Genomic DNA, 22670 nt, shown 5'->3' with positions numbered 1-22670 from the left:
CCCGCTGTCAAAACTGTTCCACGTGGAACGCTTCATTTGCCGATGCAGAAGCGCGCGAACAAGGTGTCGAGCATCGCCTCGACATCGCTGCGTCCGGTGAGGCGGTGCAAGGCGCGCATTGCCAGCCGAAGATGCTCGGCGAGCAGCAGGATGTCGGAAGCTCCCGCGATTTGATCGAGCCACTGCTGCGCCTCGGCGATCAGGCCACGCTGGCGCTGGTTCAACGCCACGCTGTCCGCCGGTGGCAGTAACGTCGCCGCTCGCTGCGCGATCATGGTCCATAACGCTGCCATCCCGGCGCCGCTTGCCGCCGACACGGCGAGATCGCGTCCGGTCGGCATGATGGTCCGGTCAGCAAGGTCGGCGCGACCGTGGAGCCAGATCGCGCCCATTGGCGGCGTCTCATCACCCATCCACAACAGGATGTCGGCGCCGCGGATCGCCTCCCCGGCGCGCTCTATGCCGATCTGTTCGATCGGATCATCGGTCGCCGGCGCGAGACCTGCGGTGTCGGTCACCACATAGGCAATGCCATCGCGCGCGACGGGCACTTCGATGCGGTCGCGCGTGGTGCCCGAGATCGGCGAGACGATCGCCGCCTCGCGCTCGGTCAGCGCGTTGAGCAAGGTCGACTTGCCGCAATTCGGCGGGCCGGCGATCACCACGTGCAAACCATCGCGCAGTCGTTCGATCGGCGGCGCTGTCAGCATCGTCGCCATTTCGGAAGCAAGCTCGGCGGCGCGATCGGCGACCGCCGTCACCTGCGCAATCGGCACATCATCTTCGTCGGAGAAATCGATCGCCGCCTCGACCGACGCGGCCAGTTGTACGACACCATCGGTCCAGGTCTCGGCGATCTGCCGCAGGCCCCCTTCCACCAGGGTAAGCGCGGCGCGGCGTTGCGTTTCCGTTTCGGCGGACAACAAGTCGCCCAACCCTTCCGCCTCGGTCAGGTCGATCCGGCCTGCCAGCAGCGCGCGCCGGGTAAATTCACCGGGTTCCGCCGGGCGCAATCCCGGCACTGCGCCAAGCGCGGCCTCAACCGCGCGAACCACTGCGCGACCGCCATGGAGATGCAGTTCGACGATGTCCTCGCCGGTCGCGCTGTTCGGACCGGGAAAGGCAAGCACCAGCGCGCGATCGAGGACATCGCCCCGCGCATCGCGCAGCGTGCGCAGCGCGGCGTTGCGTGGCGCGGGCATCGGTCCCGCAAGGGCTTCACCGGCGGCAAACGCCGCGCTGCCGCTGATGCGCATAACGGCGATCGCCGCGGGTGCCGCCCCGCTCGACACCGCGAAGATCGTGTCCAAGCCTATTTTCCGGATGATTCGAACATCTTGCGCCACATGCCGAAGCCTGCCTCGCTCATCGGCGCCCAGCTCTTCATCATATTCTCGACCAGTTCGGGCGGCGCGACACCGTCCATCGCACCCGTAATCGAGGCGATATATTTCTCATGCACCGGGGTGAGGTCGGGTAACCCCATGAAACGGCGCGCCTCTTCCGGGGTGCAATCCACTTCGACATTGATCTTCATCGCGCGTGTCTCCGCTTGAGCGGGCCTGCGCCGCTGCTAGACTGTGGGCATGTATGCGCGAGACGAGGCCCTGATCGCAACGCCCATTGGTGGCGTGCGTGTTATCGCCGATGGCGACCACATTGCGTCGATCAGGATCGAACCGGAAAACACCGTACACATCGCGCCCGGTACCCCGCTGCTGCACGAGGCAATCGAGCAGTTGCGACAATGGTTCGCTGGGAAGCGCGAGGATTTCGACCTGCCGCTGGCGCCCGCCGCGACGCCACGCGGGCAGGCACTGCGCGACGGCATGATCGGCATCGGCTATGGTGAGACGCTGAGCTACGGCGCGCTGTCGCGGCAACTCGGATCCAGCGCACGGGCAATGGGCCAGGCCTGCGCGCGCAACCCGTTTCCGATCCTCGTACCTTGCCACCGCGTACTCAACGCCGATGGCTCACTCGGCGCCTATTCCGGCGGCGACGGCCCTACCACCAAACAATGGCTGCTCGATCACGAGCAGCGCCACCGCTCAAGGAGTGCGCCATGACCGCGACCATCAGCATCGACACGCTCGATCACGTCGGGAGCTTCGATGCCTATCTCGCCGAGCCAACCGGTACGCCGCGCGCCGCCATCATCGTCATCCAGGAGATCTTCGGCGTGAATGCCGGCATGCGGTGGCGCTGCGACTTATGGGCCGAAGCCGGTTACCTCGCCTTCGCCCCTGACCTGTTCTGGCGGATCGAGCCGGGCGTCGAGCTCGATCCCGACATTCCCGACCAGTTCCAGCGCGCGCTCGCGCTGATGGGCCAGTTCGATCAGGACACGGGCGTGTCCGACATCGAGGCGACGATCCGCGCGGCGCGGCACAGGCTCGGCGATGGCGGCAAGGTCGGCGTGGTCGGTTATTGCCTGGGCGGTCGGCTCGCCTTCATGTGCGCCACGCGCACCGATGCCGATGCTAGTGTCGGCTATTATGGTGTCGGCATCGATGGGTTGCTCGGCGAGAAGCATGCCATTGCCCACCCCGTGCTGCTGCACGTGCCGCAGGAGGACCATTTTGTCGACAAGGCGGCGCAGCAGCGCATGCACGAAGGGTTGGACGACCATCCCAAGGTGACGCTGATCGATTATCCAGGGCTCGACCACGGCTTCGCTACTGAGTTCGGCCAGCGCCGCGACGAGGCAGGCGCAACTGCCGCCGACCAGCGCACGGCGACGTTTTTCGCGACCAATCTCGGTTAGACGATCTTGGTCGGGGTCAGGCCAGGAGGTGGCCGACCCCGATCTCATGATCGACCCAGCCATGATAAATCATCGAACCGGCGACGTAGAGGATCACGACGAGGCCGATATAGGCGATCCAGTGATAACGCTCGATGATCTGGGCGATGTAGTTGGCCGCAACCGCCATCAGAGTCACGGAAAGCGCCAAGCCGAACAGCAGCACCGCAGGATGCTCGCGCGCTGCGCCGGCGACGGCCAGGACATTGTCGAGGCTCATCGACAAATTAGTGACCGCGACCTGGAACGCCGCCTGGGCAAAAGTCTTGCGTGGCTTGCCCTCGATCTCCGGGGTAGTCGGGTCGTCGGTGACCGCCGCATGGCGCTTGCCGGCAATCTCGCGATAGAGCTTCCACGCTACCCATAGCAGCAACAGGCCGCCCGCCAGCAGCAGACCGACGACATGGAGCAGCTGCGTGGCGATCAGCGCAAAGCCGATCAGGCAGACCATCGCCATCAGCACGCCGAGCGCGAGGACCTTCTTGCGTTGATCGGCGGGAAGGCCAGCGGAAAGCGTGCCGAGTACCAGCGCATTGTCGCCGGAAAAGATCAGGTCGATCAGGATCACCTGGCCCAGCGCCGCCAGGCCAGCGGCGGTGAAGACGTCGCTCAGGTCGAACACGCGATATCCTCCGCGAAATAGCCGATCACCGGCATCGGATCGTAAAAGCCATGTAGCAAGGCCGACCACCGCGCATAGGCGGGCGATCGGCGGAAGCCATCACGATGATGCGCGACGCTATCCCATTCGACAAGCAGCAGATAATGGCCGTCTGGAGCGATTGGTCGGCGTAACGCGATCGAACGAAAACCCGGCGCCGCGGCAATCAGCGCCCTCGCTTCGGCGAATGCCGCTTCGAACCGCTCGCCCTCGCCTGCCCTGACGGGCAGCTCGGCGAGCTCCAGCACCATGGCCTACTGGTTCATCGAGTCGAAGAAGTCCTCGTTGGTCTTTGAATCCTTCATCTTGTCGAGCAGGAATTCCATCGCATCGATGGTGCCCATCTGCATGAGGATGCGGCGCAGCACCCACATCTTGGACAGCTTGGCCTTGTCGACCAGCAGCTCCTCCTTGCGCGTCCCCGATTTGCCGACGTCGAGCGCCGGGAAGATGCGCTTGTCGGCAACCTTGCGATCGAGGACGATCTCCGAGTTACCGGTGCCCTTGAATTCCTCGAAGATCACTTCGTCCATGCGGCTGCCGGTATCGATCAGCGCGGTGGCGATGATCGAGAGCGAGCCGCCTTCCTCGATATTGCGCGCCGCACCAAAGAAACGCTTCGGGCGCTGCAACGCATTGGCGTCGACACCACCGGTCAGCACCTTGCCCGAGCTCGGCACCACCGTGTTGTAGGCGCGACCAAGGCGGGTGATCGAATCGAGCAGGATCACGACGTCCTTCTTGTGCTCGACGAGGCGCTTGGCCTTTTCGATCACCATCTCGGCGACCTGCACGTGGCGCTGCGCGGGTTCGTCGAAGGTCGAGGAGATCACCTCGCCCTTCACCGAGCGCTGCATGTCGGTCACTTCCTCAGGCCGCTCGTCAATCAGCAGCACGATCAGGAAAACCTCTGGGTGATTGTCGGTGATCGCGCGGGCGATGTTCTGCAACAGCACGGTCTTGCCGACGCGCGGCGGCGCGACGATCAGCGCGCGCTGGCCCTTGCCCTGCGGGCTGATGATGTCGATGACGCGTGCCGACTTGTCCTTGACCGTCGGGTCCTGCGGATCGAGCGTCAGCTTCTCTTCGGGATAGAGCGGCGTGAGATTGTCGAAATTGACGCGGTGGCGCACGGCATCGGGATCGTCGAAATTGACGCTGGTGAGGCGCACGAGCGCGAAATAGCGTTCGCCGTCCTTCGGCCCGCGAATCTCGCCTTCGACCGTGTCGCCGGTCCGCAGCCCGAATTTACGCACCTGGTTGGGCGAAATGTAGATGTCGTCGGGGCCGGCGAGATAATTCGCCTCGGGGCTGCGCAGGAAACCGAAACCATCGGGCAAGACCTCGATCGTGCCGAGACCCATGATCTGCTCGCCATTCTCGGCCTGGACCTTGAGAATCGCGAACATCAGATCCTGCTTGCGCAGGGTCGATGCACCCTCGACGCCCAACTCCTCGGCCATGCTGACCAGCTCGGCCGGAGTCTTTTTCTTGAGGTCTTTGAGATGCATTTCGGGCGTTCCCGGGTGTGATGGTGGTGATGCTTTGCGTCTGTCGGCGGTGATTTCGCGACGATGCGGGAGGAAGGTAACGCAACAGGGCACGGGGCCGCGCATCGCGCTATAGCGGCGAGGTAGGTCGCCACCCGAACTTAGTCAAGCGCTTCAGAAGGGGCGGACGATGACCAGTATGATGACCAGCGTGACGAGGATCGCGGGAATCTCGTTGAGCATGCGCAGCTGCTTGCCCGTCAAGGCGGGCGGCTTACCCGCCGCAAGCTTCTTCGAATAACCCACCGCCCAGCCATGATAGCCGGTGAGAACGAGCACGAGCGCAAGCTTGGCGTGCAGCCAGCCAAGGCCAGCCTCGCCCGTGAGCAGGCCGAGATTGACCGCGAGCAACAGGCCGAACAACCATACCATCGTCATCGCCGGGGTCAGGATGATGCGACGGATCTTCGCCTCGCGATCGACCCACGCTTCAGCCTCGGGCGAACCCGGCACGACCTCCTGGTGATAGACCAGATAGCGCGGCAGCATGAAAAGCCCCGCCATCCAGAAGATCACGAAGATGACATGCCCTGCCTTGACCCAGGGATAGGCGTTGCCGAGAAAACCCATCACCCCTTCCTCACCCGTGCCAGCAACGCCTCGACATGGGCGATCGGTGTATCCTGCAGGATGCCATGGCCGAGGTTGAAGATATGCGGACGATCCGCAAAGGCCGCGATGACGCGGTCGATCGCCTGGTCGAGCGTTGTGCCGCCGGCAATCAGCGCGAGCGGATCGAGATTACCCTGCACCGGGATGCCGGCCGGCAGATTTGCCGCCGCCCATTCCGGATCGATCGTCTCGTCCAGTCCGATCGCATCGGCACCGGTCCCGCGCGCATAAGCGGGCAGTTTCTCGCCCGCCCCCTTGGGAAAGCCGATCACCGGCACGCCGGGATGGCGCGCGTGAATGGCGGCGACGATCGTCGCATTGGGCGCGATCACCCAACGCTCGAATTGCGCCGGCGACAGGCTCCCCGACCAGCTGTCGAACAGCTGCACCGCCTCGACACCGGCGAGGATCTGGCGCGAAAGATAGTCGATCGTGCAGGTCGTGATCGCCGCGATGATCTCTTCAAAGGCCAGCGGATCGGCATAGGCGAAGCGGCGCGTCTCGCCCTGATCCTTGCTGCCATGCCCTGCGACCATATAGGTCGCGACCGTCCAGGGGCTGCCGGCGAAACCGAGAAAGGTGGTCTGCGGTGGCAAGGCGGCAGCGACCCGCGCCACCGTCGCATAGACCGGCTCAAGCAGTGTCAGGTCGGGCTGGAGGCTCGCCAGGGCATGATCGACCAGCGGCGGGGCCAGCGCAGGGCCTTCGCCAACACCGAAGCTCAGTGACTGTCCCAGCGCATTGGGGACCATAAGGATGTCGGAGAACAGGATCGCGCCATCGAATCCGAAGCGGCGGATCGGTTGCAGCGTCACTTCGGCCGCCGCCTCGCTGTCATTGACCAGCGCGAGGAAGCCGCCCTTTTCGGCCCGCAAGGCGCGATATTCGGGGAGATACCGCCCCGCCTGCCGCATCAACCACACCGGCGGGATCGTCTGCCGTTCCCCTTTGAGTACCGCGAGAAGCGGCTTCGCGTTCGTCATCCGGATCGCTCTTCCTACTGAATCAAAGAAGAATATAAAAAGGTTGTTGGTGCTGTTGGTCCGTGGATTACGGGGTTTACGTGTTCATCCCGTAATTGCCAACAGAGCGCACCATGTGCCGTGGCGTGAGTCATCGAGTCGTCCCCGTCATCCACAGCCTGTGTACCGTTCGCGGCGCTGTGTGCGGGGGTGTGGATAGATCGTGGCTTTTCCCCCGCATCGCCTCGCTTGGCGACCCGCCGGAGTTGCGCTAGCGGATATCCCGATGTTGTCCACAGATCCGGCCTGCTGATGCGGTTGCACCTCCATCTCCTCTCGGATTCGACCGGTGAGACACTGGAGAACATCGCCAAGGCGGCGTTGGCGCAATATGACGACGTCGAAACGATCCGTCACTTCTGGCCAATGGTGCGCACCGAGGCGCATCTCGAACGCATTCTCGGCGAGATCGCGCAGAACCCCGGGCTGGTGATCTTTACCCTCGTGAACAGCCAGGCACGCGCCACGCTCGAGCAGCGCTGTCGCGCGCTCGGACTGCCGGCGGTGGCACCGCTCGACGGGGTCAACGACGCCTTGTCGGGTCTGCTCGGACAGCAGGCCAAGGCGCGGCCGGGGCGACAGCATATGCTCGATGCCGCCTATTTCGCGCGCGTCGATGCGATCCAGTTCACCATCGCGCATGACGACGGCATCGGCGCCGAGGATTGGGAGGAGGCGGACATCGTGCTCGCGGGCGTGTCGCGCTCCTCGAAGACGCCGACCTCGATCTATCTCGCCAATCGCGGTTACAAGACCGCCAATATCCCGATCGTCGTCGAAAGCCCGCCGCCGGAGACTTTGTTCAGCCTCAAGAACCCGCTCGTCGTCGGGCTGACGACGAGCGCCGTTCGTCTGATCCAGGTCCGGCGCAACCGTTTGTTGTCGCTCAATCAGGCACCTGAGACGGCCTATGTCGATCAGGAAGCCGTCACGCGCGAGGTGGCCATGGCGCGGCGCATGTTCGCCGACAATGACTGGCCGGTGATCGACGTCACGCGTCGCTCGATCGAGGAGACTGCAGCGGCGATCATCGCGCTCGCCGTCGAGCGCAAGGGTACGGCATGAAGCTGGTACTGGCATCGCAAAGTGAGTCGCGGCGCGCGATGCTCACCGCCGCGGGCGTCCCGTTCACCGCGACGCCCGCCGGTGTCGACGAGGATGCTGCCAAGGTCGGCCTGCGCGCGAGCGGCGTGGCGCCGCGCGATTTCGCCGACGCGCTCGCCGAATTGAAGGCGTTGCGTGTCTCGCAGCGCATGCCCGATGCGCTCGCGCTGGGAAGCGACTCCTTGATGGTGCTGGATGACGGGACGATCCTCGACAAGCCGGCGAGCCGTGAAGAGGCCGCAACGCATCTTCGCGCCATGTCGGGCGGACGCCATGCGATCATCAGCGCGGCGGTGATGGCGGAACAGGGCCGATCGGTGTGGCGTCATGTCGATCGCGCAGTGCTGCACGTACGGCCGCTCTCCGACGCATTCATCAAGCATTATCTCGATGCCGAGTGGCCGGCGATCGCCGGCTGTGCCGGCTGTTTCCGGATCGAAGCGCTGGGCGCACAGCTTTTTGGGCGGATCGAGGGCAGCCAGTTCACGGTGCTGGGCATGCCGTTGCTCCCGGTGCTCGATTATCTGCGGGTGCGCGGGGTGCTGACGTCATGACACAGAGCTATGCCGAGGTGATCGGCGACCCGATCGCACACAGCAAATCGCCGTTGATCCATCAATTCTGGCTCCGGGCTCTGGGAATCGATGGCGACTATCGCGCCACGCATGTGCGTGCCGAAGATCTCGGGGCCTATTTTGCCGCACGTCGCGCCGACCCGGCATGGCGTGGCTGCAACATCACGATTCCGCACAAACAGACCGTGCTCGATTTCGTCGAGGACCGCGGCGATGTGCGCGCGACGATCGGGGCGATCAATCTGGCGCTGGTCGCCGAGGATGGCGCGCTGATCGGGACCAACACCGATGCCGGCGGCTTCTATGCGCCGATTGCCGATCTCGACCTGGCCGGTGCCCCGGTCGCGGTGATCGGCGCCGGCGGTGCCGCACGCGCGGTGCTGTTCGCGCTGTCGCGGATCGGCGTCGGACCCGTGACAATATTCAACCGCAATGTGCTGAAGGCGGCGGCCCTGCTCGGTGTCTTCGGCCTCAAGGGTCGTGCGCTGCCGCTCGGCGCGCCGCTGCCCGCGGCGAAGCTGCTGGTCAACACCAGCGCGCTCGGCATGACCGGACAGCCGCCGCTCGCTCTCGACCTGTCGCCCTTGCCCGAAGACGCGCTGGTCTATGACATCGTCTATGCGCCGCTCGAGACGCCGCTGCTGGCGGCGGCGCGGGCGCGTGACCTCGATACGGTAGACGGGCTGGAGATGTTGATCGGCCAGGCGGCGCTGGCGTTCGAACTTCTGTTCGGCGCGCCGCCGCCGCGCGACCGGGACGACGAGCTTCGCGCGCTGCTCGGCGGATGACGGGAAAACCGCTGATTCTCGGCCTCACCGGATCGATCGGCATGGGCAAGTCGACCGTCGCCGCGATGTTCGCCGATCGCGGAGTCCTCGTTTTCGATGCCGACGCCGCGGTGCACCGGCTGCAGGGCGCGGGGGGCCGGCTGGTCGCCGCGATCGAGCGCCTGCATCCCGGCACCACCGGACCGGACGGCGTCGATCGCGCGAAGCTTTCCGCGGCCGTGCTCGGCAACCCGGCGGCGCTACGGGCGCTCGAAGCGCTGGTGCACCCCGCCGTGGGCGAGGATCGTGCGACCTTCCTGCGCGATCATGCCGACGCACCGCTCATCGTGTTCGACATCCCGCTGCTGTTCGAAACCGGCGGCGAGCGGCATGTCGACAAGACCGTCGTCGTATCGGCCGCGCCCGACGTGCAGCGCGCGCGCGTGCTTGCGCGGCCCGGGATGAGCGACACCAAACTGGCGGCGATCCTCGCGCGGCAGTTGCCCGACGCCGAAAAGCGCGCCCGTGCCGACTTCGTCATTGCCACCGACATTCCGCTCGATGAGACGCGCGCGCAGGTCGATGCGCTGATCACTTGCCTATCGCCGAGTGAATGCCGATAAACGACTCATGCGTGAGATCGTGTTCGACACCGAGACTACCGGCTTCAGCTTCGAAAGCGGCGACCGGATGGTCGAGATCGGCTGTCTGGAACTGGTCAACCGGGTAGAGACCGGACGCACCTTCCACGCCTATTTTCATCCCGAACGTGCCATGCCCGCCGAGGCGCAACGGGTGCACGGCCTGAGCGACGCCTTTCTCGCCGACAAGCCGCTGTTCGGTACGCAGGCCGATGCGCTGCTGGAATTTCTCGGCGACGCCCCGCTCGTCGCGCACAATGCCAGTTTCGACTTCGGCTTTCTCAACGGCGAATTGCAGCGCTGTGGGCGCGGCAAGATCGACATGACGCGGATGGTCGACACCATCGTGCTGGCGCGTACCCGGCACCCCGGCGCCAAGCACAGCCTCGACGCGCTGTGCAGCCGCTATGGGATCGATCGCAGCCACCGCGTGCTCCACGGCGCCTTGCTCGACGCGCAGCTGCTCGCCCAGGTCTATGTCGAGCTTACCGGCGGGCGGCAGATCGGCCTCGGCCTGGTCAGCGAAGCAATTGAGGAAGCGATCGATTTTACTCCCGTGGTGCCCGCGCAGATCCGCCCGCCGCGTCACTTCGCAGCGAGTGAGGCTGAACTCGCACGCCATGCGTTGTTCGTAAGTGGAATCACCAAGCCCTTATGGGGGGCCGAGGCGTCCGGGTGACGCCGTTGCGGGACGAGGGTCAACAGGCTCCGCACCGTTTTCAAGATGGAGACTGCTCATGGATATTCGGGTTTCGGGCCACCAGGTCGCAACGGGCGATGCGCTCAAGAACCATGTCAAGGAGCGGCTTCAGGGCATCGCCACCAAATATTTCGCGCGCGCCATCTCGGCCACGGTAACCTTCGGCAAGGGACCGCACGACGCCGGCTTTACCTGCGACATCATTTCCCATGTCATGCACGGCCTTGTGCTCAAGGCGAACAATAGCGGCATGGAAGCGCATGGCGCCTTCGATGGCGCCGCCGACAAGATCGAGAAGCAGTTGCGGCGCTATATGCGGCGCCTCAAGGATCGCCACTCGGCCGGTGCGGGCAATGGCGACGGCGCGGTGAACGGCGCCCAGATCGACGACAATGCCGGCTATACGGTGTTTCTCGAGAGCGAAGCGGAGGAGGCGGAGGATTTCCCCCCGATCATCGCCGAAACCCGGGTCGACGTGCCCGATGCAACGGTGTCCGACGCGGTGATGATGCTCGATCTGCGCAACACCAACGCACTGATGTTCCGCAACAGCGGCTCGGGTGCCTATAATATGGTCTACCGCCGCGGTGACGGGACGATCGGCTGGGTCGAGCCTCAGCGCGCCAGCTGAGCAAGGGCGCGGCAGCTTCCCCCGGTCCGCAATTGCCGCTATGGGCGCGCGCCGGGCGGGGGCGCGTCCGCCAAGGACCATCATGATCGATTTTAGTGATCTGTTGCTTTCGCAGGCCGTCATCGAGCGGCTCGCGGTGGCGACGAAGAAAGCGCTGTTTCAACAGCTCGGGACGATCGCCGGCGCGGCCTATGGTCTTTCGCCGGCGGCGGTGACGGAGTGCCTCGCCAGCCGCGAGAAGCTCGGCTCGACCGGCTTCGGCGGCGGCGTCGCGACCCCGCATGGCAAGCTGGCGGGGCTCGATCGCGTGGCGGGGGTCTTTGCGCGTCTGCCGCAGCCGATCGACTTTCAGGCGGTCGATGACGTCCCGGTCGACATCGTGTTCATGCTGCTGTCGCCGCCGGAGGCGGGCGCGGAACATCTCAAGGCGTTGGCGCGGGTATCGCGGCTGCTGCGCGATCGCTCGATGGTCGCCAAGCTGCGCGGCGCGGGTTCGCAGGATGCGCTCTTTGCCCTTCTCACCGCCGACGACGCGCGTGACGCCGCCTGAGATCGCCGATCGCGGTGAAAGCGCGCATTTCCGTGCGCTCGAGTCGCTCTACGCGGCGGCGCCGATCAACCAGCTGTTCGATTCCACGCTCGAAATTCCCGAGGCCGGCATCGCGCGAATCCGCTTCACGATCGACCCGCGCTTTTTTCACGCGGCGGGCGCGGCGCACGGGACGAGCTATTTCAAGATGCTCGACGATGCCGCCTTTTACGCCGCCAACAGCCTCGTCACCGACCGTTTCCTGCTGACCACCGCGTTCAACCTGCTGCTGACCAAGCCTTTGCGCGAAGGGCCAGTGGTCGCCGAGGGGCGATGGATCAGCGGCCAGCGCCGCGTCTATGTCGCCGAGGCGCGGCTGATCGACGCGTCGGGCGAGGAGGCGGCGCGCGGCACCGGCACCTTCATGCGCTCGCGCATTCCGCTTGCCGGGCTTCCCGGCTACCGGCCGCCGGCGTGAGTTCACGGCTGCCGAGCGGTGTCCTCGTCTCGGCGCTGTTGCGGCGTGTCAACGACGCCGGTGGCATCGCCACCATGCTGGCGCGCGGCGATGCCCAGGCCGGCGCAATTCTGGTGCTCACGCTCGACCATGGTGCGACGCCGCGTCTGTTCGAACGCGGTATCGGGTCCGACGGCAAGACCGCGCTGATGCCGGCGGGACCGGTCGCCGGCGCCGACGCGGGCGAGATCACGGCCTATTGGCGGCGCCGCCGCGAGCGCGACCCCGATTTGTGGGTGATCGAGCTGGACATCGCGGGCGCGGAACGATTCGCCGCAGAAACGATCCTCGCCGATTGACCAACGGCCGGCGCGCGCGAAAGACGGTGATCGTTGTTGAAGCGCGTTGCGCCGCACCGGGTGCGATCCGGATCGGTTACGCAGTCGGGGGGCTGTTCGGGGGGATCACATCGCTGATCGTCGTCGCGCGCCAACCGCCTTTTTGTGCCCTTGATGTTCTTTTCGTCGCGCCTCGCCACTGCCGCCCTCGTCCTCGGCCTGTTCACCGCGCCGGCCATGGCGCAGGTTGAAGTAACGACGACGCCCGAGGTGCAGGCCGAGGTTGCGCCCGTGCCCGATGATCAACCTGCCACCGCGAGCTATGCGAGCCTTGCCCATGCGGTTGCGGCGCACAGGCTCGAGGCGGATCTCGACGACGAAACGACCTGCATGGCCGGCGCGGTCTATTTCGAATCGCGCGGCGAGCCGCTCAGCGGCCAGCTCGCCGTTGCGAACGTCATTCTCAATCGCACCCGCTCGGGACGCTTCCCCAAGACGATCTGCTCGGTGGTGACGCAGCCCGGCCAGTTCTCGTTCGTTCGCGGTGGGCGCGTGCCTGACATCGCCGATTGCGCTTATTATCGTACCGCGATCGCCGTGGCGCGCGTGGCCATCGCCGGCGCCTGGGCAAGCCCCGCTGCCGACGCGCTGTTCTTTCATGCCCGCCGGGTTTCGCCGGGCTGGCACCGCATCCAGATCGCCGCGATCGGCAATCAGGTCTTTTATCGCTGAACATGCCGGGCGGGTTTGACCTGTTCGCTTAATGTTCTAAAGTCCGGCGATGCTGCAGCCGCCCGAATCCTGTCGCGATCCGGAATCAGCCTTGTGCGCCGCCGAAGTCGCGCGGGGCGTCACGCGCATGTTGCTGCGTCACGATCTGGTGGCGATGACCGAGGTGCCACTGGACGGCGGGCGCCGCGCCGATTTGATGGCGATCGATTCACGCGGCCGGATCGTCATCGTCGAGATCAAGGTCTCGCGTGCCGATCTGCTCGGCGATGCCAAATGGACTGATTATCTCGGCTGTTGCGATCATTTCTACTGGGCGGTCCCGGCCGGCTTCGACGCGCGTCCGCTCGACGGCGAATCCTTTCTACCCGGTCGCACCGGGGTTATCGTCGCCGATCGCTATGACGCGGCAATTATCCGCGATGCGCTTGGCGAGCCGCTTTCCGCCGCCACGCGGAAGCGCGCGACGCTCGCCTTTGCGCGCCGCGCCGGTCGCCGGCTGATTGGCGTGACCGACCCGGAGGCCGGCGCGATCCTTTAGAAATGCGGGCCGGAAACGGCGCGCTTGGGCTTTTTCGGGGTCTCGTCGATCACCTTGGCCAGTGCCGGGGTGCGCGTATCCTGATGGGCGTAATCGCGCGCCGACAGGCCGGCGATGCGGTCGGACTGGTCGGGGTCGGCGCCGGCCGCGAGCAGCACGCGCACCATCGCCAGATCGCGACGCTGCACCGCGCGGATCAAGGGGGTTTCGCCGCTGCCATTGCCGAGGTTGACGTTGGCGCCACCCTTGACGAGCATGTCGATCAACCCGGTGTTGCCGCTATTCGATGCCAGGACCAGTGGCGTGTTACCCTGGCCGTCCTTGGCGTTGGGATCGGCGCCGCGGGCCAGCAAATATCGCACATAGGTTTCGTCACCGCGCTTGACGACGATGTGCAGCGCAGTCTCACCATTCGCGCGATCATGCGCGTTGATGATCACCGTGCCGGGCTTGTTGAGCAGCTTCTCGACCTCGTCGCCCTTCGACTCGCGAATCGCCTGGAGGAACTGATAGCTGTCCGACTGGCCGAGCTGCGCCGCGACAGGTGCGGTAACCATGATCATGGTGGCGACCATAAGGCCGCCATAACGTCGAAAGGTTCGGGAATTCATCGCGCGACCGGATCCCTGTATTGCGTCATGCGTCAACTTGCGCCCGAAGCGATATCAGATCATGGCTGGCCGCGCCATGAACGAGATTGTTCGCGCGATAGCGCTGGTGCTGATCGCACTACTCCCCACCGCCTGCTCACCCGGAACGGCCCCCGTCCGTCCACCGCTCGAGGGCGCGAAGATCGGCGGCCCTTTCACGCTGATCGATCAGAACGGGCGGACCGTCACCGAGCGAAGCTTCGCCGGCAAATACCGCATCGTCTATTTCGGCTATACCTATTGTCCCGACGTCTGCCCGACCGATGCGCAGCATATCGGCGCCGGGTTGCGGCTGATCGAACAGGCAGATCCGGCGATCGCCGCGAAGATCGTGCCGATCTTCATCACCGTCGATCCGGCGCGCGACACGCCGGCGGTGCTCAAAGCCTTCACCGCGGCTTTCCATCCGCATATGGTTGGTCTGACGGGCAGTCCCGCAGCGATCGCGGCGACCGCCAAGGCCTTCGCCGTCTATTACCGCAAGGGCGAGGTCACCGCGAATGGCGGCTATATGGTCGATCACAGCAGCGTCGCCTATCTGATGGACCCCGATGGCAAGCCCCTGGCGTTGGTCCCGGTGGAGCAGTCGCCGCAAGCCGTGGCAGATGAAGTCAGGCGCTGGGTGAAATGACCGTTCGCTTCTGGGAAACGACGCCGATCGAGGCGCTCGACCGCGCACAATGGGAGGCGTTGTGCGACGGATGCGGCAAATGTTGCATCCACAAGCTCGAGGACGAGGAGACCGGCGAACTGTTGCCGACCAATGTGTCGTGCCGCCTGCTCGATCGTGCGACGGCGCAATGCTCGGATTATCGTCATCGCCACGCCTATGTCAGCGAGTGCGTCAGGCTCAGCCGTCACAATGTCCGCACGATCGACTGGTTGCCCTCGACCTGCGCCTATCGCCTGCGCGCTGCGGGTGAGGCGCTGCCGGCATGGCATTATCTCGTCTGCGGCGATCGCGAGGCGGTCCATGCTGCGGGACAATCGGTGCGCGGCTGGACCATCTCCGAAGACGACGCCGGTGAATTCGAACATCATCTGATCGACCGCGAATTGTGAGCGCGCCGGGCGCCCCGACGCTCGACATCGTCCGCCATGCCCGCGCGCGTCGGGCCAAATTGTCGGTCGATCCGGCGAGCGGGCGGATCCGCCTGACATTGCCGCCGCGCGCCTCGGTGCGCGATGCGCTGCGCTGGGCGGAGCAGCAACAGGGCTGGATCGACGCGCAACGCGCGCGATTGCCCCAGGCGGTGCCGTTCGTTCCCGGGGCGGCGCTGCCGTTCGACGACGTGCAACTGAAGATCGACTGGCACGACGCCGCGCCACGCCGCGTCGAGCGGATCGGCGACCGGCTGCGCGTCGGCGGCCCGGTCGAGCGCGTGCCGGCGCGCGTGCTGGCATGGCTCAAGCGCGAGGCGCTGCGTGTCCTAAGCGACGAAACCGCCGAATTCGCGGCGCGCGCCGGCGTCACGGTGAGCGGCGTCGGCATCGGCGATGCGCGCGCGCGATGGGGCAGTTGCGCGTCGCACGGCATGATTCGCTACAGCTGGCGTCTCATCCTGGCGCCGCGCTTCGTGCGTCGCGCGACCGTCGCGCATGAGGTGGCGCACCGTGTGCACATGAACCACGGCCCGGCCTTCCAGGCGCTGGTCGCCGCGCTCGACGAGCGGGATCCGGCCGAATCGCGGGCGTGGCTGCGTCGCCACGGCGCCGCGCTTCACTGGTTCGGGCGCGCGTCCTGAGGCCGCTCCGCCGGGCGCGGTGGTGGCGCGGCGGCGGGACGATCATCACGGGGCGGGTTACGGCCCGGCGCCGGGCGCGGTGAATCGCGACCGATCATGCGATCCATCCATTCCTGATCAAGGCGATCCTGCCGGGCGGGCGGCGCCTCACCCTCGCCAGCCGCCGGATTGCCGTCGGGATCAACCTGCTGACCATCACCCGGCTGGTTCGGGCTGGCGCCGGGCTCGACCGGGTTGCCATTCTCATCGACATAGACGCCGTTGTCGGGTTCGCCGAGATAGCTCTGCTCGCCATTGTCGAGCTGCAGCTCGGGCAGGGTGACCTGGGTCGAGAATTGTTCGATCGGGCGGTTCGCGGTCGCAGGCTTCATGAATGCGGCAAAGGCGCGCGCCGGCGCGGTGCCGCCGTGCAGACCCGGAATCGTCTTGGCGTCGTCGCGCCCCATCCACACGCCGGTGGTCAGGCCGCTCGAAAAGCCGAGGAACCAACCATCCTTGCTCGAGCTGGTCGTCCCGGTCTTGCCGGCAACCGGGCGCCCGATCTGCGCCGCCCTGCCGGTGCCGGTGTTGACCGCGGTCTGCAGCAGGTCGGTCATTTCGGCGGCGACCTGTGGCGCGACCAGGACATGGCTCTGGTCGATCGACTGGGCATAGATCGTCTCGCCCATCGTCGTCACCTTGGTGATGCCATAGGGCGTGACCGCGACGCCCTTGTTGCCGACGCTGGCAAAGGCCCGCGTCATCTCGATCAGGCGAACGTCGGAGGTGCCGAGCACCATCGAGGGGTGGGTGTTGACCGGGGTGGTGATCCCGAAGCGCCGCGCCATGTCGGCGACGGTCGAAAAGCCCACTTCCTGGCCGAGCTTCGCCGCGACGGTGTTGAGCGAATAGGCAAAGGCAGTGCGCAGCGTGACGTTGCCCGAATTGTGGCGCGAATCGTTGCGCGGACTCCAGCCGTCGATCGTCACCGGCTCATCGACGACCACGTCCTCGGGGCGATGCCCGGCCTCGAGCGCGGCGAGGTAGACGAACAATTTGAACGACGAGCCGGGCTGACGCACCGCCTGCGTCGCGCGGTTGTAGATCGAGGAAACATAGTCGGTCCCGCCGACCATGGCGCGCACCGCGCCGTCGCGGTCGATCGAGACCAGCGCGCCCTGCGCCCCCGGCGGCGCGTTGGCGCGTACTGCGGCGTCGGCGGCGCGCTGCATGTTGAGGTCGAGCGTCGTCCACACCTCGAGCGGGCGCTGCGTCTCGTCGATCAGCGTTTCGAGCTGGGGCAACGCCCAGTCGGTGAAATAGCGGACACTGTTCTGCTTTGGCTCGGGGGTGAACTCCACCGCCGCCAGATTGACCGACGACGCCTCCTCGGCGCTGATCTTGCCGGTCTCCTGCATCAGCTGGATGACCACCCCGGCGCGGCCCTTGGCGGCTTCGATGTCGGCGCTCGGCGAGTAATGCGACGGCGCCTTGACCAGACCGGCGATGACTGCCGCTTCGGACAGGGTCAGATGATCGGCGCCATGGCCGAAGAATTTGCGGCTCGCGGCGTCGACGCCATAGGCACCGCCGCCGAAATAGACCTTGTTGAGGTAGAGTTCGAGAATCTGGTCCTTGCTGAACTTGCGCTCCAGCGCGAGCGCCAGCACCGCCTCGCGCAGCTTGCGGCCAAAATCATATTTGTTCGACAGGAAGATAGTGCGCGCGACCTGCTGCGTGATCGTCGACGCGCCCTGCAGCCGCCGGTCCTTGCCGCGGTTCTGAAAGGCGAGCTTGACCGCACGGGCGAGGCCGACCGGATCGATGCCCGGATGCGAGCGGAAGCGCCGATCCTCGACCGCGACCATCGCATCGCGCATCACCGGGGGAATCTTGTCGTAGCTCAGCCAGTCGCCATAGCTCGGCCCGAGCGAGACGATCACCGTGCCGTCGGCGGCATGAACGCGGATCATCTGGCCATTGGGCGAGGATTTGAGCTCGTCGAAGCTCGGCAGCTGCGCCTTGGCGACATAGACCGCGATGATCAGCGCGATGATGCCGAGCACCGCGAGCGCACCCGAAATCTTCGCCGTCAGCGAAAGCCGACGGCGCCATATCGGGGAAAGGGAAGGCAGGGAAATATTGGCCATGGGGCTTCGCCTAGCCGGATACGGCTTAAGCTGACGTCAAACAAGCGCGGTCGCGCGTCTGCATCATTCTTCCACGGTATGTGGACGGAAATCCAGGCTCAGTGAATTCATGCAGTAGCGCAATCCGGTCGGCGGCGGTCCGTCGGGGAAGACATGGCCGAGATGGCCGTCGCAGCGCGCGCAACGCGCCTCGGTGCGCGTCATGCCGTGGCTGACATCGCTATGTTCGGTGACATGGGCGGGGTCGATCGGCTGGGTGAAGCTCGGCCAGCCCGAACCCGAATCATATTTGTCGGCGCTGTCGAACAGGTCGAGCGCACAGCCGCCGCAGCGATAGATGCCAGCGGCCTTGTTGTTGTTGTAGCGGCCGGAAAAGGCGGGCTCGGTGCCGGCCTCGCGCAGCACGTGATAGGCTTCGGCGGAGAGGCGCTTGCGCCATTCGCTTTCGGACAGCGTGAGATGTTCCATGGCGCTCAGCTTTCCCGCCCGGCGAGCGTCACGTCAAGCGGCGAGTGTTTGACACGGGTCAGACGCGCGGCGAGTCCGACGAGCGACGGCGCCAGCCGCGCGAGCACCGTCAGCGCCGCCGCCAGCGCCGGCTTCTCGGATCCATGCCAGATCATCCCGGCAACGCCGATCGGTCGCCGCGTGGCATCGGCAAAACCGGCTTGATACCCGATCGCGGCGTCGCGCCCGCCGCGACAATAAGCGGCGGCGGCCCGCGCGCCGCTCTCGAGCGCGATGCCGATCCCCTCCCCGGCCAGCGACGGGATGACAGCGGCCTGGTCACCCAGCCGGAACAGTCCGGGGGTGCCGGCAGTCTCGCGCCAGCCATAGGGAACATTGGCGACCGCATCGATCGTCGCGCCACCGGCGAGAAAGGCCAGGCGTTCGCCGAGCTGCGGCGATTCGTTGCCGAGCTGCGTGAGCAGCGCCGCCGGTGATCCTGCGTCTTCGAGTCGCGAGCGATGGACGGCCATGCACAGATTGACCGTGCCATCCTCTTGTGCGGCGATCCCGGCATAGCCGCGGTCGAACAGATGCAGTTCGATCGTCCCGCCGACCATGCGGTCGAGCGCCGGCGCCCGCCCCAGCCGGACGCGCAGGCCAAGCACCGGATCGTCGCCGCGCGCCTCGGCCGGCCGGGCCAGTCCGCGCAGATCATGCTTGCCGCTGGCAAGGAACAGCGTGTCGGCGGTCAGCGTCGCGCCGTCGGCGAGATGGATCGCGCCTTGTTCATGGCGTCGCGCCGTGACGCCGGTTTCGATGGCCGCGCCGGCGGTTCGAGCATGCTCCGCGAGGATGGTGTCGAGGCGCCAGCGTGACACCGCCAGTGCCGGACGCGGCAAGGGCGCTATCGCGTGGCGTGCGCCGCTATGCAGGCTGACGCGACGGATATGGTCGCGGTTGAGCGCGCCGGCGCGCACGCCGAGTCGCTCGAGCATCGCCAGCGTCCGCCAGCTGAGAAAGCCCCCGCACAGCGCGTCGCCCGTTTCGGCCTGGCGCTCGATCAGCAGATGCGGCGCGCCTGCCCGCGCCAGCAACAGCGCGGTGGCCAGCCCGGCGGGGCCGCCGCCGACGATCAGCGCAGGCGTTCGACGCATAACCGGTAGGGGAATGCACGGTAGACCCGGGCGCTGACCCCGGCCTCGGCGAGAAGCGGCGGCCATTCGACCGGTCGATAGGAGCGCGCGATCGACAGCGTGCCGTCGTGGCGGACGATCGGATGCCAGCCGAACAGGCGCGCGAGAATCGGGAAGCCCCAATGTGCGAAGCCGTGACGATGAAGGTCGTTGACCAGCCAGCCGCGTGTCGCCTCGCGGTCCATGAAGCGCAGAAAGCCGATCAATTGCTCATGCGTCATGTGATGTACGACGAGACTGGAAATGACGAAATCCCAGCCCTGCCCGCCAAGGCTGGCATAGTCGCCGGTGCGCCAGTCGATCGTCAGGCCCGGCGGCGTGTGCGCGATCGCCGCCATCGCGCTGCGCGGGTTGAGGTCGATGCCGACCAGTTCGGCCACGATCCCGCGTCGTGCCGCCCAGCGCGCGATCCGCCGCAGCATGTCGCCATCGCCGTATCCGACGTCAAGCAGCCTGAAGCGCTTCAGGCCGGCCGTGCCGCGTGCGAGAAAGCCGAGCGTCGGGCGGGCGGCCATTGTCACGACATTGACCTTGGCGAGGTCGCCGACCACCGCTTCATAGGTCGCCGGGTCGAGATCGTCCGCGTCCATCAACTCCTCGGCGATGGCGCGGGTGGCAAGCGCGCTCATGACGCGCTCGAAAAGCCGAAGCCCTCGGCGGCAAGGCCAGGGCCGAACGCCAGCGCCACGCCCTTCTCGATCTGTGGCCCCTGGAGCAGCCGCGCGAGCACGAACATCAAGGTCGCCGACGACATGTTCCCGAACGCCGCCAGTACGGCGCGCGACGCGGCCAGCGCCTCGGGCGCCAGCGCCAGCGCATTTCCGACCGCGTCGAGGATCGAGCGGCCGCCGGCATGGACCGCCCAGCCGTCGATCGCTGCCGGGGCATGGCCGCCGGTCGCGGCGCGCGCCACATCGGGATCGGCCAGCGCTGCGGCGATGCGCGCTGGGACCTCGCCCGAGAGATGCATCGCAAATCCGGTATCGGTGATGTCCCAGCGAATCAGCGCCGCCGAATCCGCGAGCGTGGTGGCGAACGGTTGGCCGAGCGCGAAGCCGACGGCGTCAGTCGTGACCAGCGCGGCCGCGGCGCCGTCGCCGAACTGGAGCATTGCGAGCAACGGCTCGATCTCGCCCGTTTCCTGCAGATGCAATGTCGATAACTCGACGCATACCACCAGCACGCGCGCGCCAGGCTCGGACCGCACGATATGGCGCGCCGTGCGCAACGCCGACACTGCGGCGTAGCAACCCATGAAACCGATCAGCAAGCGTTCGACCGATGGCGCCAGACCCAGTCGGCTGGCGATAATCTGGTCGATTCCCGGCGCGACGAAACCCGTGCAACTGGCAACGACGAGGTGGGTGATACGGTCAAGCGCCACTTGCTCGGCCAGCGCCGCGATCGCGGTCAGCGCCAGCGATGGCGCCGCTTCGGCATAGAGCCGCATGCGGGCAGCGGTGCCCGGCAAGGCGCCGGCATAAAAGCCACCGGCGTCGATCGGCGACCCGCCATCCGGCGCGCGATCGAGCACCGACCAGCGATGCTCGATCGCTGCCCGCGCCGCCATGCGTTCGAACAACTTCACCGCGCGCGGATCGGCGATCTGCGCGCGTGCCCAATCGACGAAGGCGTGATGGATATCGTGATCCGGTACTGCGGTACCGATGGCGTTCACGTACGAAGGAGCTGGGAGCAAGGGCGGCTTTCAAGGGCGCCCGGTGCGGGCGCTGCAACGACGGAAACGCTGCTATAGCGTATCCGGGTCCATCGCACAGCTACGGAACCAACCTGCGTCCGGACGCACAGTCCGGCTCATTATCTGGTGCGGCCGAGAAGACTCGAACTTCCACGGGCTTTCGCCCACAACGACCTCAACGTTGCGCGTCTACCAGTTCCGCCACGACCGCACGATATGTACCGCCGAAAGCTCCGGCGGCTGGTAGGGGAGCGCCCCTAGCAAGGTGCTACGGTCGTGGCAATCGTCCTTTTCCAATCGAGAAGCCTGGCGCTCAACCACCGCCGTCGGCCGCGAAGCTGAGCACGAGCTGTTTGGAATTGACCGGCACGTCGAGCTTGGCGCTGTTGAAGGCGACGCTGCCCTTGGGCGCCAGCTCGGTGGCTTCGGGCCGGATCGTCCAGCTGTAGACGAGTCGGCCCTGCGCATCGTGCAGCTCGGCGCGGATATCCGGGACATGCTGGCGGACGTTGGTCGGGTTGACGACCTGGCCACTGATCGCGAACATTTCGCTGCCATTGTCGAGGTCACGACGCTCGATCGGATTGTCGATCAGGCGCAACGGTGTCTCGTGTTGCGCCAGCGGCAGGTTGATCAGCGAGGCAAGGTCGCCGGAACCCAGGGTCGCGACCACGCCGACACCGGCGATCATCACCACACCGGCCACGATCGCACCGACGGTCCGCCGTTTTGCCGGATTGCGTCGCGGTCGAAAAGGTGGCCGATGTGCGAAGGCGTCGTAATCTTCGTCGTCGTCGCGACTGTCGCTAACGGGCGGAACGTAGCGTTCGGGTTGCGCAACCGGTGCGGGCGCTTCGGCCTGGGCTTCGGCGCGCGCCACAAGGTCGAGTACTGGCGCCGCCTGAAACCAGCTATGCTTGCAACTCGCGCAGCGCACGGTGCGTCCATCGGGGCCGATGGCGCTGTCGGGCACGAGATATCGCGTTCGGCATTCGGGGCATTCGAGGATCATCGCGGCGCTTCACGGGAGAGGCCGTGAAACTGGCGGCCCCCAATCTTTTTGTAAACACGCCCGCGCGCCCGGTGGCAAGTGTTTCGACCATTGCGGGTATCGCGGCCCGCATCGGGACCGCTTCCCCAA

At 66.1% G+C, this 22670-nt stretch carries 30 protein-coding genes and 1 tRNA gene; 16 read left to right on the top strand and 15 right to left on the bottom strand.

Translation table 11 applies throughout. The features are described from left to right. Positions 1–32 precede the first annotated feature (32 nt). Positions 33–1310 (bottom strand): tRNA uridine-5-carboxymethylaminomethyl(34) synthesis GTPase MnmE, encoded by a 1278-nt coding sequence (gene mnmE, locus U1839_RS07625; protein ID WP_332803059.1) that lies wholly within the window; start codon positions 1308–1310, stop codon positions 33–35. 2 nt (positions 1311–1312) lie between these two features. Continuing rightward, entirely contained in the window at positions 1313–1537 is a 225-nt protein-coding gene (locus tag U1839_RS07620) for a DUF6489 family protein (RefSeq protein ID WP_281127851.1), read from the bottom strand. Between the two features lie 49 nt (positions 1538–1586). Between U1839_RS07620 and U1839_RS07615 the strand changes: the two genes are divergently transcribed. Then, positions 1587–2069 (top strand): methylated-DNA--[protein]-cysteine S-methyltransferase, encoded by a 483-nt coding sequence (locus U1839_RS07615; protein WP_443030584.1) that lies wholly within the window; start codon positions 1587–1589, stop codon positions 2067–2069. Continuing rightward, the gene (locus U1839_RS07610; RefSeq protein WP_332803057.1) at positions 2066–2767 is read left to right on the top strand and encodes a dienelactone hydrolase family protein; all 702 of its coding nucleotides are present in this window, start codon (positions 2066–2068) and stop codon (positions 2765–2767) included. Before U1839_RS07615 ends, U1839_RS07610 begins: the two co-directional genes overlap by 4 nt. 16 nt (positions 2768–2783) lie before the next feature. On the opposite strand, the gene U1839_RS07605 is transcribed toward U1839_RS07610, so the two are convergent. The 5 genes from U1839_RS07605 to hemE form a co-directional block, all read right to left on the bottom strand. After that, entirely contained in the window at positions 2784–3428 is a 645-nt protein-coding gene (locus tag U1839_RS07605) for a YjbE family putative metal transport protein (protein WP_332803056.1), read from the bottom strand. After that, positions 3416–3718 carry an antibiotic biosynthesis monooxygenase family protein gene (locus tag U1839_RS07600; protein ID WP_332803055.1) on the bottom strand — a complete coding sequence of 101 codons (303 nt, stop codon included), beginning with the start codon at positions 3716–3718 and terminating at the stop codon, positions 3416–3418. The genes U1839_RS07605 and U1839_RS07600 overlap by 13 nt, the downstream gene beginning before the upstream one ends. Positions 3719–3721: 3 nt before the next feature. Further along, the gene (gene rho / locus U1839_RS07595; RefSeq protein WP_332803054.1) at positions 3722–4978 is read right to left on the bottom strand and encodes a transcription termination factor Rho; all 1257 of its coding nucleotides are present in this window, start codon (positions 4976–4978) and stop codon (positions 3722–3724) included. Positions 4979–5131: 153 nt separating this feature from the next. Further along, on the bottom strand, positions 5132–5587 hold the full coding sequence (locus U1839_RS07590; protein WP_332803053.1) for a CopD family protein: 456 nt from the start codon (positions 5585–5587) through the stop codon (positions 5132–5134). Further along, positions 5587–6612 (bottom strand): uroporphyrinogen decarboxylase, encoded by a 1026-nt coding sequence (hemE, locus tag U1839_RS07585; RefSeq protein ID WP_332803052.1) that lies wholly within the window; start codon positions 6610–6612, stop codon positions 5587–5589. The genes U1839_RS07590 and hemE overlap by 1 nt, the downstream gene beginning before the upstream one ends. A 291-nt stretch (positions 6613–6903) precedes the next feature. Here hemE and U1839_RS07580 point away from each other — a divergent pair, with 291 nt between their 5' ends. The 11 genes from U1839_RS07580 to U1839_RS07530 all read left to right on the top strand — a co-directional run bounded on the left by U1839_RS07580 (position 6904) and on the right by U1839_RS07530 (position 13663). Then, positions 6904–7716, top strand: coding sequence for a pyruvate, water dikinase regulatory protein (locus U1839_RS07580; protein ID WP_443030583.1), 813 nt, complete (start codon positions 6904–6906; stop codon positions 7714–7716). Further along, positions 7713–8309, top strand: a complete 597-nt coding sequence (locus U1839_RS07575; protein ID WP_332803051.1) for a Maf family protein — start codon at positions 7713–7715, stop codon at positions 8307–8309. The genes U1839_RS07580 and U1839_RS07575 overlap by 4 nt, the downstream gene beginning before the upstream one ends. Next, a complete protein-coding gene (locus tag U1839_RS07570) occupies positions 8306–9118 on the top strand; it encodes a shikimate dehydrogenase family protein (protein WP_332803050.1) in 813 nt (270 codons plus the stop codon). The genes U1839_RS07575 and U1839_RS07570 overlap by 4 nt, the downstream gene beginning before the upstream one ends. Beyond that, positions 9115–9720 (top strand): dephospho-CoA kinase, encoded by a 606-nt coding sequence (coaE, locus tag U1839_RS07565; RefSeq protein ID WP_332803049.1) that lies wholly within the window; start codon positions 9115–9117, stop codon positions 9718–9720. The genes U1839_RS07570 and coaE overlap by 4 nt, the downstream gene beginning before the upstream one ends. Positions 9721–9727: 7 nt before the next feature. Beyond that, positions 9728–10417 (top strand): DNA polymerase III subunit epsilon, encoded by a 690-nt coding sequence (dnaQ, locus tag U1839_RS07560; protein WP_332803048.1) that lies wholly within the window; start codon positions 9728–9730, stop codon positions 10415–10417. Positions 10418–10475: 58 nt separating this feature from the next. Beyond that, positions 10476–11069, top strand: a complete 594-nt coding sequence (gene hpf / locus U1839_RS07555) for a ribosome hibernation-promoting factor, HPF/YfiA family (protein ID WP_332803047.1) — start codon at positions 10476–10478, stop codon at positions 11067–11069. An 82-nt stretch (positions 11070–11151) separates the two neighbouring features. After that, positions 11152–11619, top strand: coding sequence for a PTS sugar transporter subunit IIA (locus U1839_RS07550; RefSeq protein WP_332803046.1), 468 nt, complete (start codon positions 11152–11154; stop codon positions 11617–11619). Next, positions 11570–12076 carry a PaaI family thioesterase gene (locus U1839_RS07545; RefSeq protein WP_443030582.1) on the top strand — a complete coding sequence of 169 codons (507 nt, stop codon included), beginning with the start codon at positions 11570–11572 and terminating at the stop codon, positions 12074–12076. Before U1839_RS07550 ends, U1839_RS07545 begins: the two co-directional genes overlap by 50 nt. Continuing rightward, positions 12073–12414 (top strand): DUF1491 family protein, encoded by a 342-nt coding sequence (locus U1839_RS07540; RefSeq protein WP_332803044.1) that lies wholly within the window; start codon positions 12073–12075, stop codon positions 12412–12414. Before U1839_RS07545 ends, U1839_RS07540 begins: the two co-directional genes overlap by 4 nt. 153 nt (positions 12415–12567) lie before the next feature. Beyond that, complete coding sequence (locus U1839_RS07535; RefSeq protein WP_332803043.1) at positions 12568–13125, top strand: cell wall hydrolase; 558 nt, start codon at positions 12568–12570, stop codon at positions 13123–13125. 49 nt (positions 13126–13174) lie between these two features. Next, positions 13175–13663 (top strand): MmcB family DNA repair protein, encoded by a 489-nt coding sequence (locus U1839_RS07530; RefSeq protein ID WP_332803042.1) that lies wholly within the window; start codon positions 13175–13177, stop codon positions 13661–13663. Here U1839_RS07530 and U1839_RS07525 read toward each other — a convergent pair. Beyond that, positions 13660–14220 (bottom strand): ankyrin repeat domain-containing protein, encoded by a 561-nt coding sequence (locus U1839_RS07525; protein ID WP_332803041.1) that lies wholly within the window; start codon positions 14218–14220, stop codon positions 13660–13662. The genes U1839_RS07530 and U1839_RS07525 overlap by 4 nt on opposite strands. Before the next feature lie 130 nt (positions 14221–14350). On the opposite strand from U1839_RS07525, the gene U1839_RS07520 reads away from it, so the two are divergent. The 3 genes from U1839_RS07520 to U1839_RS07510 are packed head-to-tail and all read left to right on the top strand — an operon-like array spanning position 14351 to position 16058. Further along, entirely contained in the window at positions 14351–14944 is a 594-nt protein-coding gene (locus tag U1839_RS07520) for an SCO family protein (RefSeq protein ID WP_332803040.1), read from the top strand. Continuing rightward, a complete protein-coding gene (locus tag U1839_RS07515) occupies positions 14941–15375 on the top strand; it encodes a YcgN family cysteine cluster protein (protein ID WP_281127871.1) in 435 nt (144 codons plus the stop codon). The genes U1839_RS07520 and U1839_RS07515 overlap by 4 nt, the downstream gene beginning before the upstream one ends. After that, the gene (locus tag U1839_RS07510) at positions 15372–16058 is read left to right on the top strand and encodes a M48 family metallopeptidase (protein ID WP_332803039.1); all 687 of its coding nucleotides are present in this window, start codon (positions 15372–15374) and stop codon (positions 16056–16058) included. Before U1839_RS07515 ends, U1839_RS07510 begins: the two co-directional genes overlap by 4 nt. Here U1839_RS07510 and U1839_RS07505 read toward each other — a convergent pair. The 7 genes from U1839_RS07505 to U1839_RS07475 all read right to left on the bottom strand — a co-directional run bounded on the left by U1839_RS07505 (position 16034) and on the right by U1839_RS07475 (position 22541). Continuing rightward, positions 16034–18187 carry a transglycosylase domain-containing protein gene (locus U1839_RS07505; protein ID WP_332803038.1) on the bottom strand — a complete coding sequence of 718 codons (2154 nt, stop codon included), beginning with the start codon at positions 18185–18187 and terminating at the stop codon, positions 16034–16036. The genes U1839_RS07510 and U1839_RS07505 overlap by 25 nt on opposite strands. A 63-nt stretch (positions 18188–18250) precedes the next feature. Beyond that, positions 18251–18655, bottom strand: a complete 405-nt coding sequence (gene msrB, locus U1839_RS07500; protein ID WP_281127874.1) for a peptide-methionine (R)-S-oxide reductase MsrB — start codon at positions 18653–18655, stop codon at positions 18251–18253. A gap of 5 nt (positions 18656–18660) precedes the next feature. After that, positions 18661–19791 (bottom strand): NAD(P)/FAD-dependent oxidoreductase, encoded by a 1131-nt coding sequence (locus U1839_RS07495; protein ID WP_332803037.1) that lies wholly within the window; start codon positions 19789–19791, stop codon positions 18661–18663. Further along, the gene (locus tag U1839_RS07490) at positions 19770–20459 is read right to left on the bottom strand and encodes a methyltransferase domain-containing protein (protein WP_332803036.1); all 690 of its coding nucleotides are present in this window, start codon (positions 20457–20459) and stop codon (positions 19770–19772) included. The genes U1839_RS07495 and U1839_RS07490 overlap by 22 nt, the downstream gene beginning before the upstream one ends. Beyond that, complete coding sequence (locus tag U1839_RS07485) at positions 20456–21508, bottom strand: type III polyketide synthase (RefSeq protein WP_332803035.1); 1053 nt, start codon at positions 21506–21508, stop codon at positions 20456–20458. The genes U1839_RS07490 and U1839_RS07485 overlap by 4 nt, the downstream gene beginning before the upstream one ends. A 145-nt stretch (positions 21509–21653) precedes the next feature. Continuing rightward, positions 21654–21740, bottom strand: a tRNA-Leu gene (locus tag U1839_RS07480). 102 nt (positions 21741–21842) lie between these two features. Then, entirely contained in the window at positions 21843–22541 is a 699-nt protein-coding gene (locus U1839_RS07475) for an MJ0042-type zinc finger domain-containing protein (protein ID WP_332803034.1), read from the bottom strand. Between the last annotated feature and the right edge of the window lie 129 nt (positions 22542–22670).

Source organism: Parasphingomonas halimpatiens (genome assembly GCF_036663795.1).
In the GTDB taxonomy this organism is placed as follows: Bacteria; Pseudomonadota; Alphaproteobacteria; order Sphingomonadales; family Sphingomonadaceae; genus Sphingomonas.
This window is presented reverse-complemented; position numbering and strand designations above follow the sequence as displayed.

Excerpts from the sequence above, each read along its gene's own strand:
- U1839_RS07620 (WP_281127851.1), bottom strand. The coding sequence starts at position 1,537 with ATGAAGATCAATGTCGAAGTGGATTGCACCCCGGAAGAGGCGCGCCGT.
- U1839_RS07615 (WP_443030584.1), top strand. The coding sequence starts at position 1,587 with ATGTATGCGCGAGACGAGGCCCTGATCGCAACGCCCATTGGTGGCGTG.
- U1839_RS07610 (WP_332803057.1), top strand. The coding sequence starts at position 2,066 with ATGACCGCGACCATCAGCATCGACACGCTCGATCACGTCGGGAGCTTC.
- U1839_RS07600 (WP_332803055.1), bottom strand. The coding sequence starts at position 3,718 with ATGGTGCTGGAGCTCGCCGAGCTGCCCGTCAGGGCAGGCGAGGGCGAG.
- rho (WP_332803054.1), bottom strand. The coding sequence starts at position 4,978 with ATGCATCTCAAAGACCTCAAGAAAAAGACTCCGGCCGAGCTGGTCAGC.
- U1839_RS07590 (WP_332803053.1), bottom strand. The coding sequence starts at position 5,587 with ATGGGTTTTCTCGGCAACGCCTATCCCTGGGTCAAGGCAGGGCATGTC.
- hemE (WP_332803052.1), bottom strand. The coding sequence starts at position 6,612 with ATGACGAACGCGAAGCCGCTTCTCGCGGTACTCAAAGGGGAACGGCAG.
- U1839_RS07580 (WP_443030583.1), top strand. The coding sequence starts at position 6,904 with ATGCGGTTGCACCTCCATCTCCTCTCGGATTCGACCGGTGAGACACTG.
- U1839_RS07575 (WP_332803051.1), top strand. The coding sequence starts at position 7,713 with ATGAAGCTGGTACTGGCATCGCAAAGTGAGTCGCGGCGCGCGATGCTC.
- U1839_RS07570 (WP_332803050.1), top strand. The coding sequence starts at position 8,306 with ATGACACAGAGCTATGCCGAGGTGATCGGCGACCCGATCGCACACAGC.
- coaE (WP_332803049.1), top strand. The coding sequence starts at position 9,115 with ATGACGGGAAAACCGCTGATTCTCGGCCTCACCGGATCGATCGGCATG.
- dnaQ (WP_332803048.1), top strand. The coding sequence starts at position 9,728 with ATGCGTGAGATCGTGTTCGACACCGAGACTACCGGCTTCAGCTTCGAA.
- hpf (WP_332803047.1), top strand. The coding sequence starts at position 10,476 with ATGGATATTCGGGTTTCGGGCCACCAGGTCGCAACGGGCGATGCGCTC.
- U1839_RS07550 (WP_332803046.1), top strand. The coding sequence starts at position 11,152 with ATGATCGATTTTAGTGATCTGTTGCTTTCGCAGGCCGTCATCGAGCGG.
- U1839_RS07545 (WP_443030582.1), top strand. The coding sequence starts at position 11,570 with ATGCGCTCTTTGCCCTTCTCACCGCCGACGACGCGCGTGACGCCGCCT.
- U1839_RS07535 (WP_332803043.1), top strand. The coding sequence starts at position 12,568 with ATGTTCTTTTCGTCGCGCCTCGCCACTGCCGCCCTCGTCCTCGGCCTG.
- U1839_RS07530 (WP_332803042.1), top strand. The coding sequence starts at position 13,175 with ATGCTGCAGCCGCCCGAATCCTGTCGCGATCCGGAATCAGCCTTGTGC.
- U1839_RS07525 (WP_332803041.1), bottom strand. The coding sequence starts at position 14,220 with ATGGTTACCGCACCTGTCGCGGCGCAGCTCGGCCAGTCGGACAGCTAT.
- U1839_RS07520 (WP_332803040.1), top strand. The coding sequence starts at position 14,351 with ATGAACGAGATTGTTCGCGCGATAGCGCTGGTGCTGATCGCACTACTC.
- U1839_RS07515 (WP_281127871.1), top strand. The coding sequence starts at position 14,941 with ATGACCGTTCGCTTCTGGGAAACGACGCCGATCGAGGCGCTCGACCGC.
- U1839_RS07505 (WP_332803038.1), bottom strand. The coding sequence starts at position 18,187 with ATGGCCAATATTTCCCTGCCTTCCCTTTCCCCGATATGGCGCCGTCGG.
- msrB (WP_281127874.1), bottom strand. The coding sequence starts at position 18,655 with ATGGAACATCTCACGCTGTCCGAAAGCGAATGGCGCAAGCGCCTCTCC.
- U1839_RS07495 (WP_332803037.1), bottom strand. The coding sequence starts at position 19,791 with ATGCGTCGAACGCCTGCGCTGATCGTCGGCGGCGGCCCCGCCGGGCTG.
- U1839_RS07490 (WP_332803036.1), bottom strand. The coding sequence starts at position 20,459 with ATGAGCGCGCTTGCCACCCGCGCCATCGCCGAGGAGTTGATGGACGCG.
- U1839_RS07475 (WP_332803034.1), bottom strand. The coding sequence starts at position 22,541 with ATGATCCTCGAATGCCCCGAATGCCGAACGCGATATCTCGTGCCCGAC.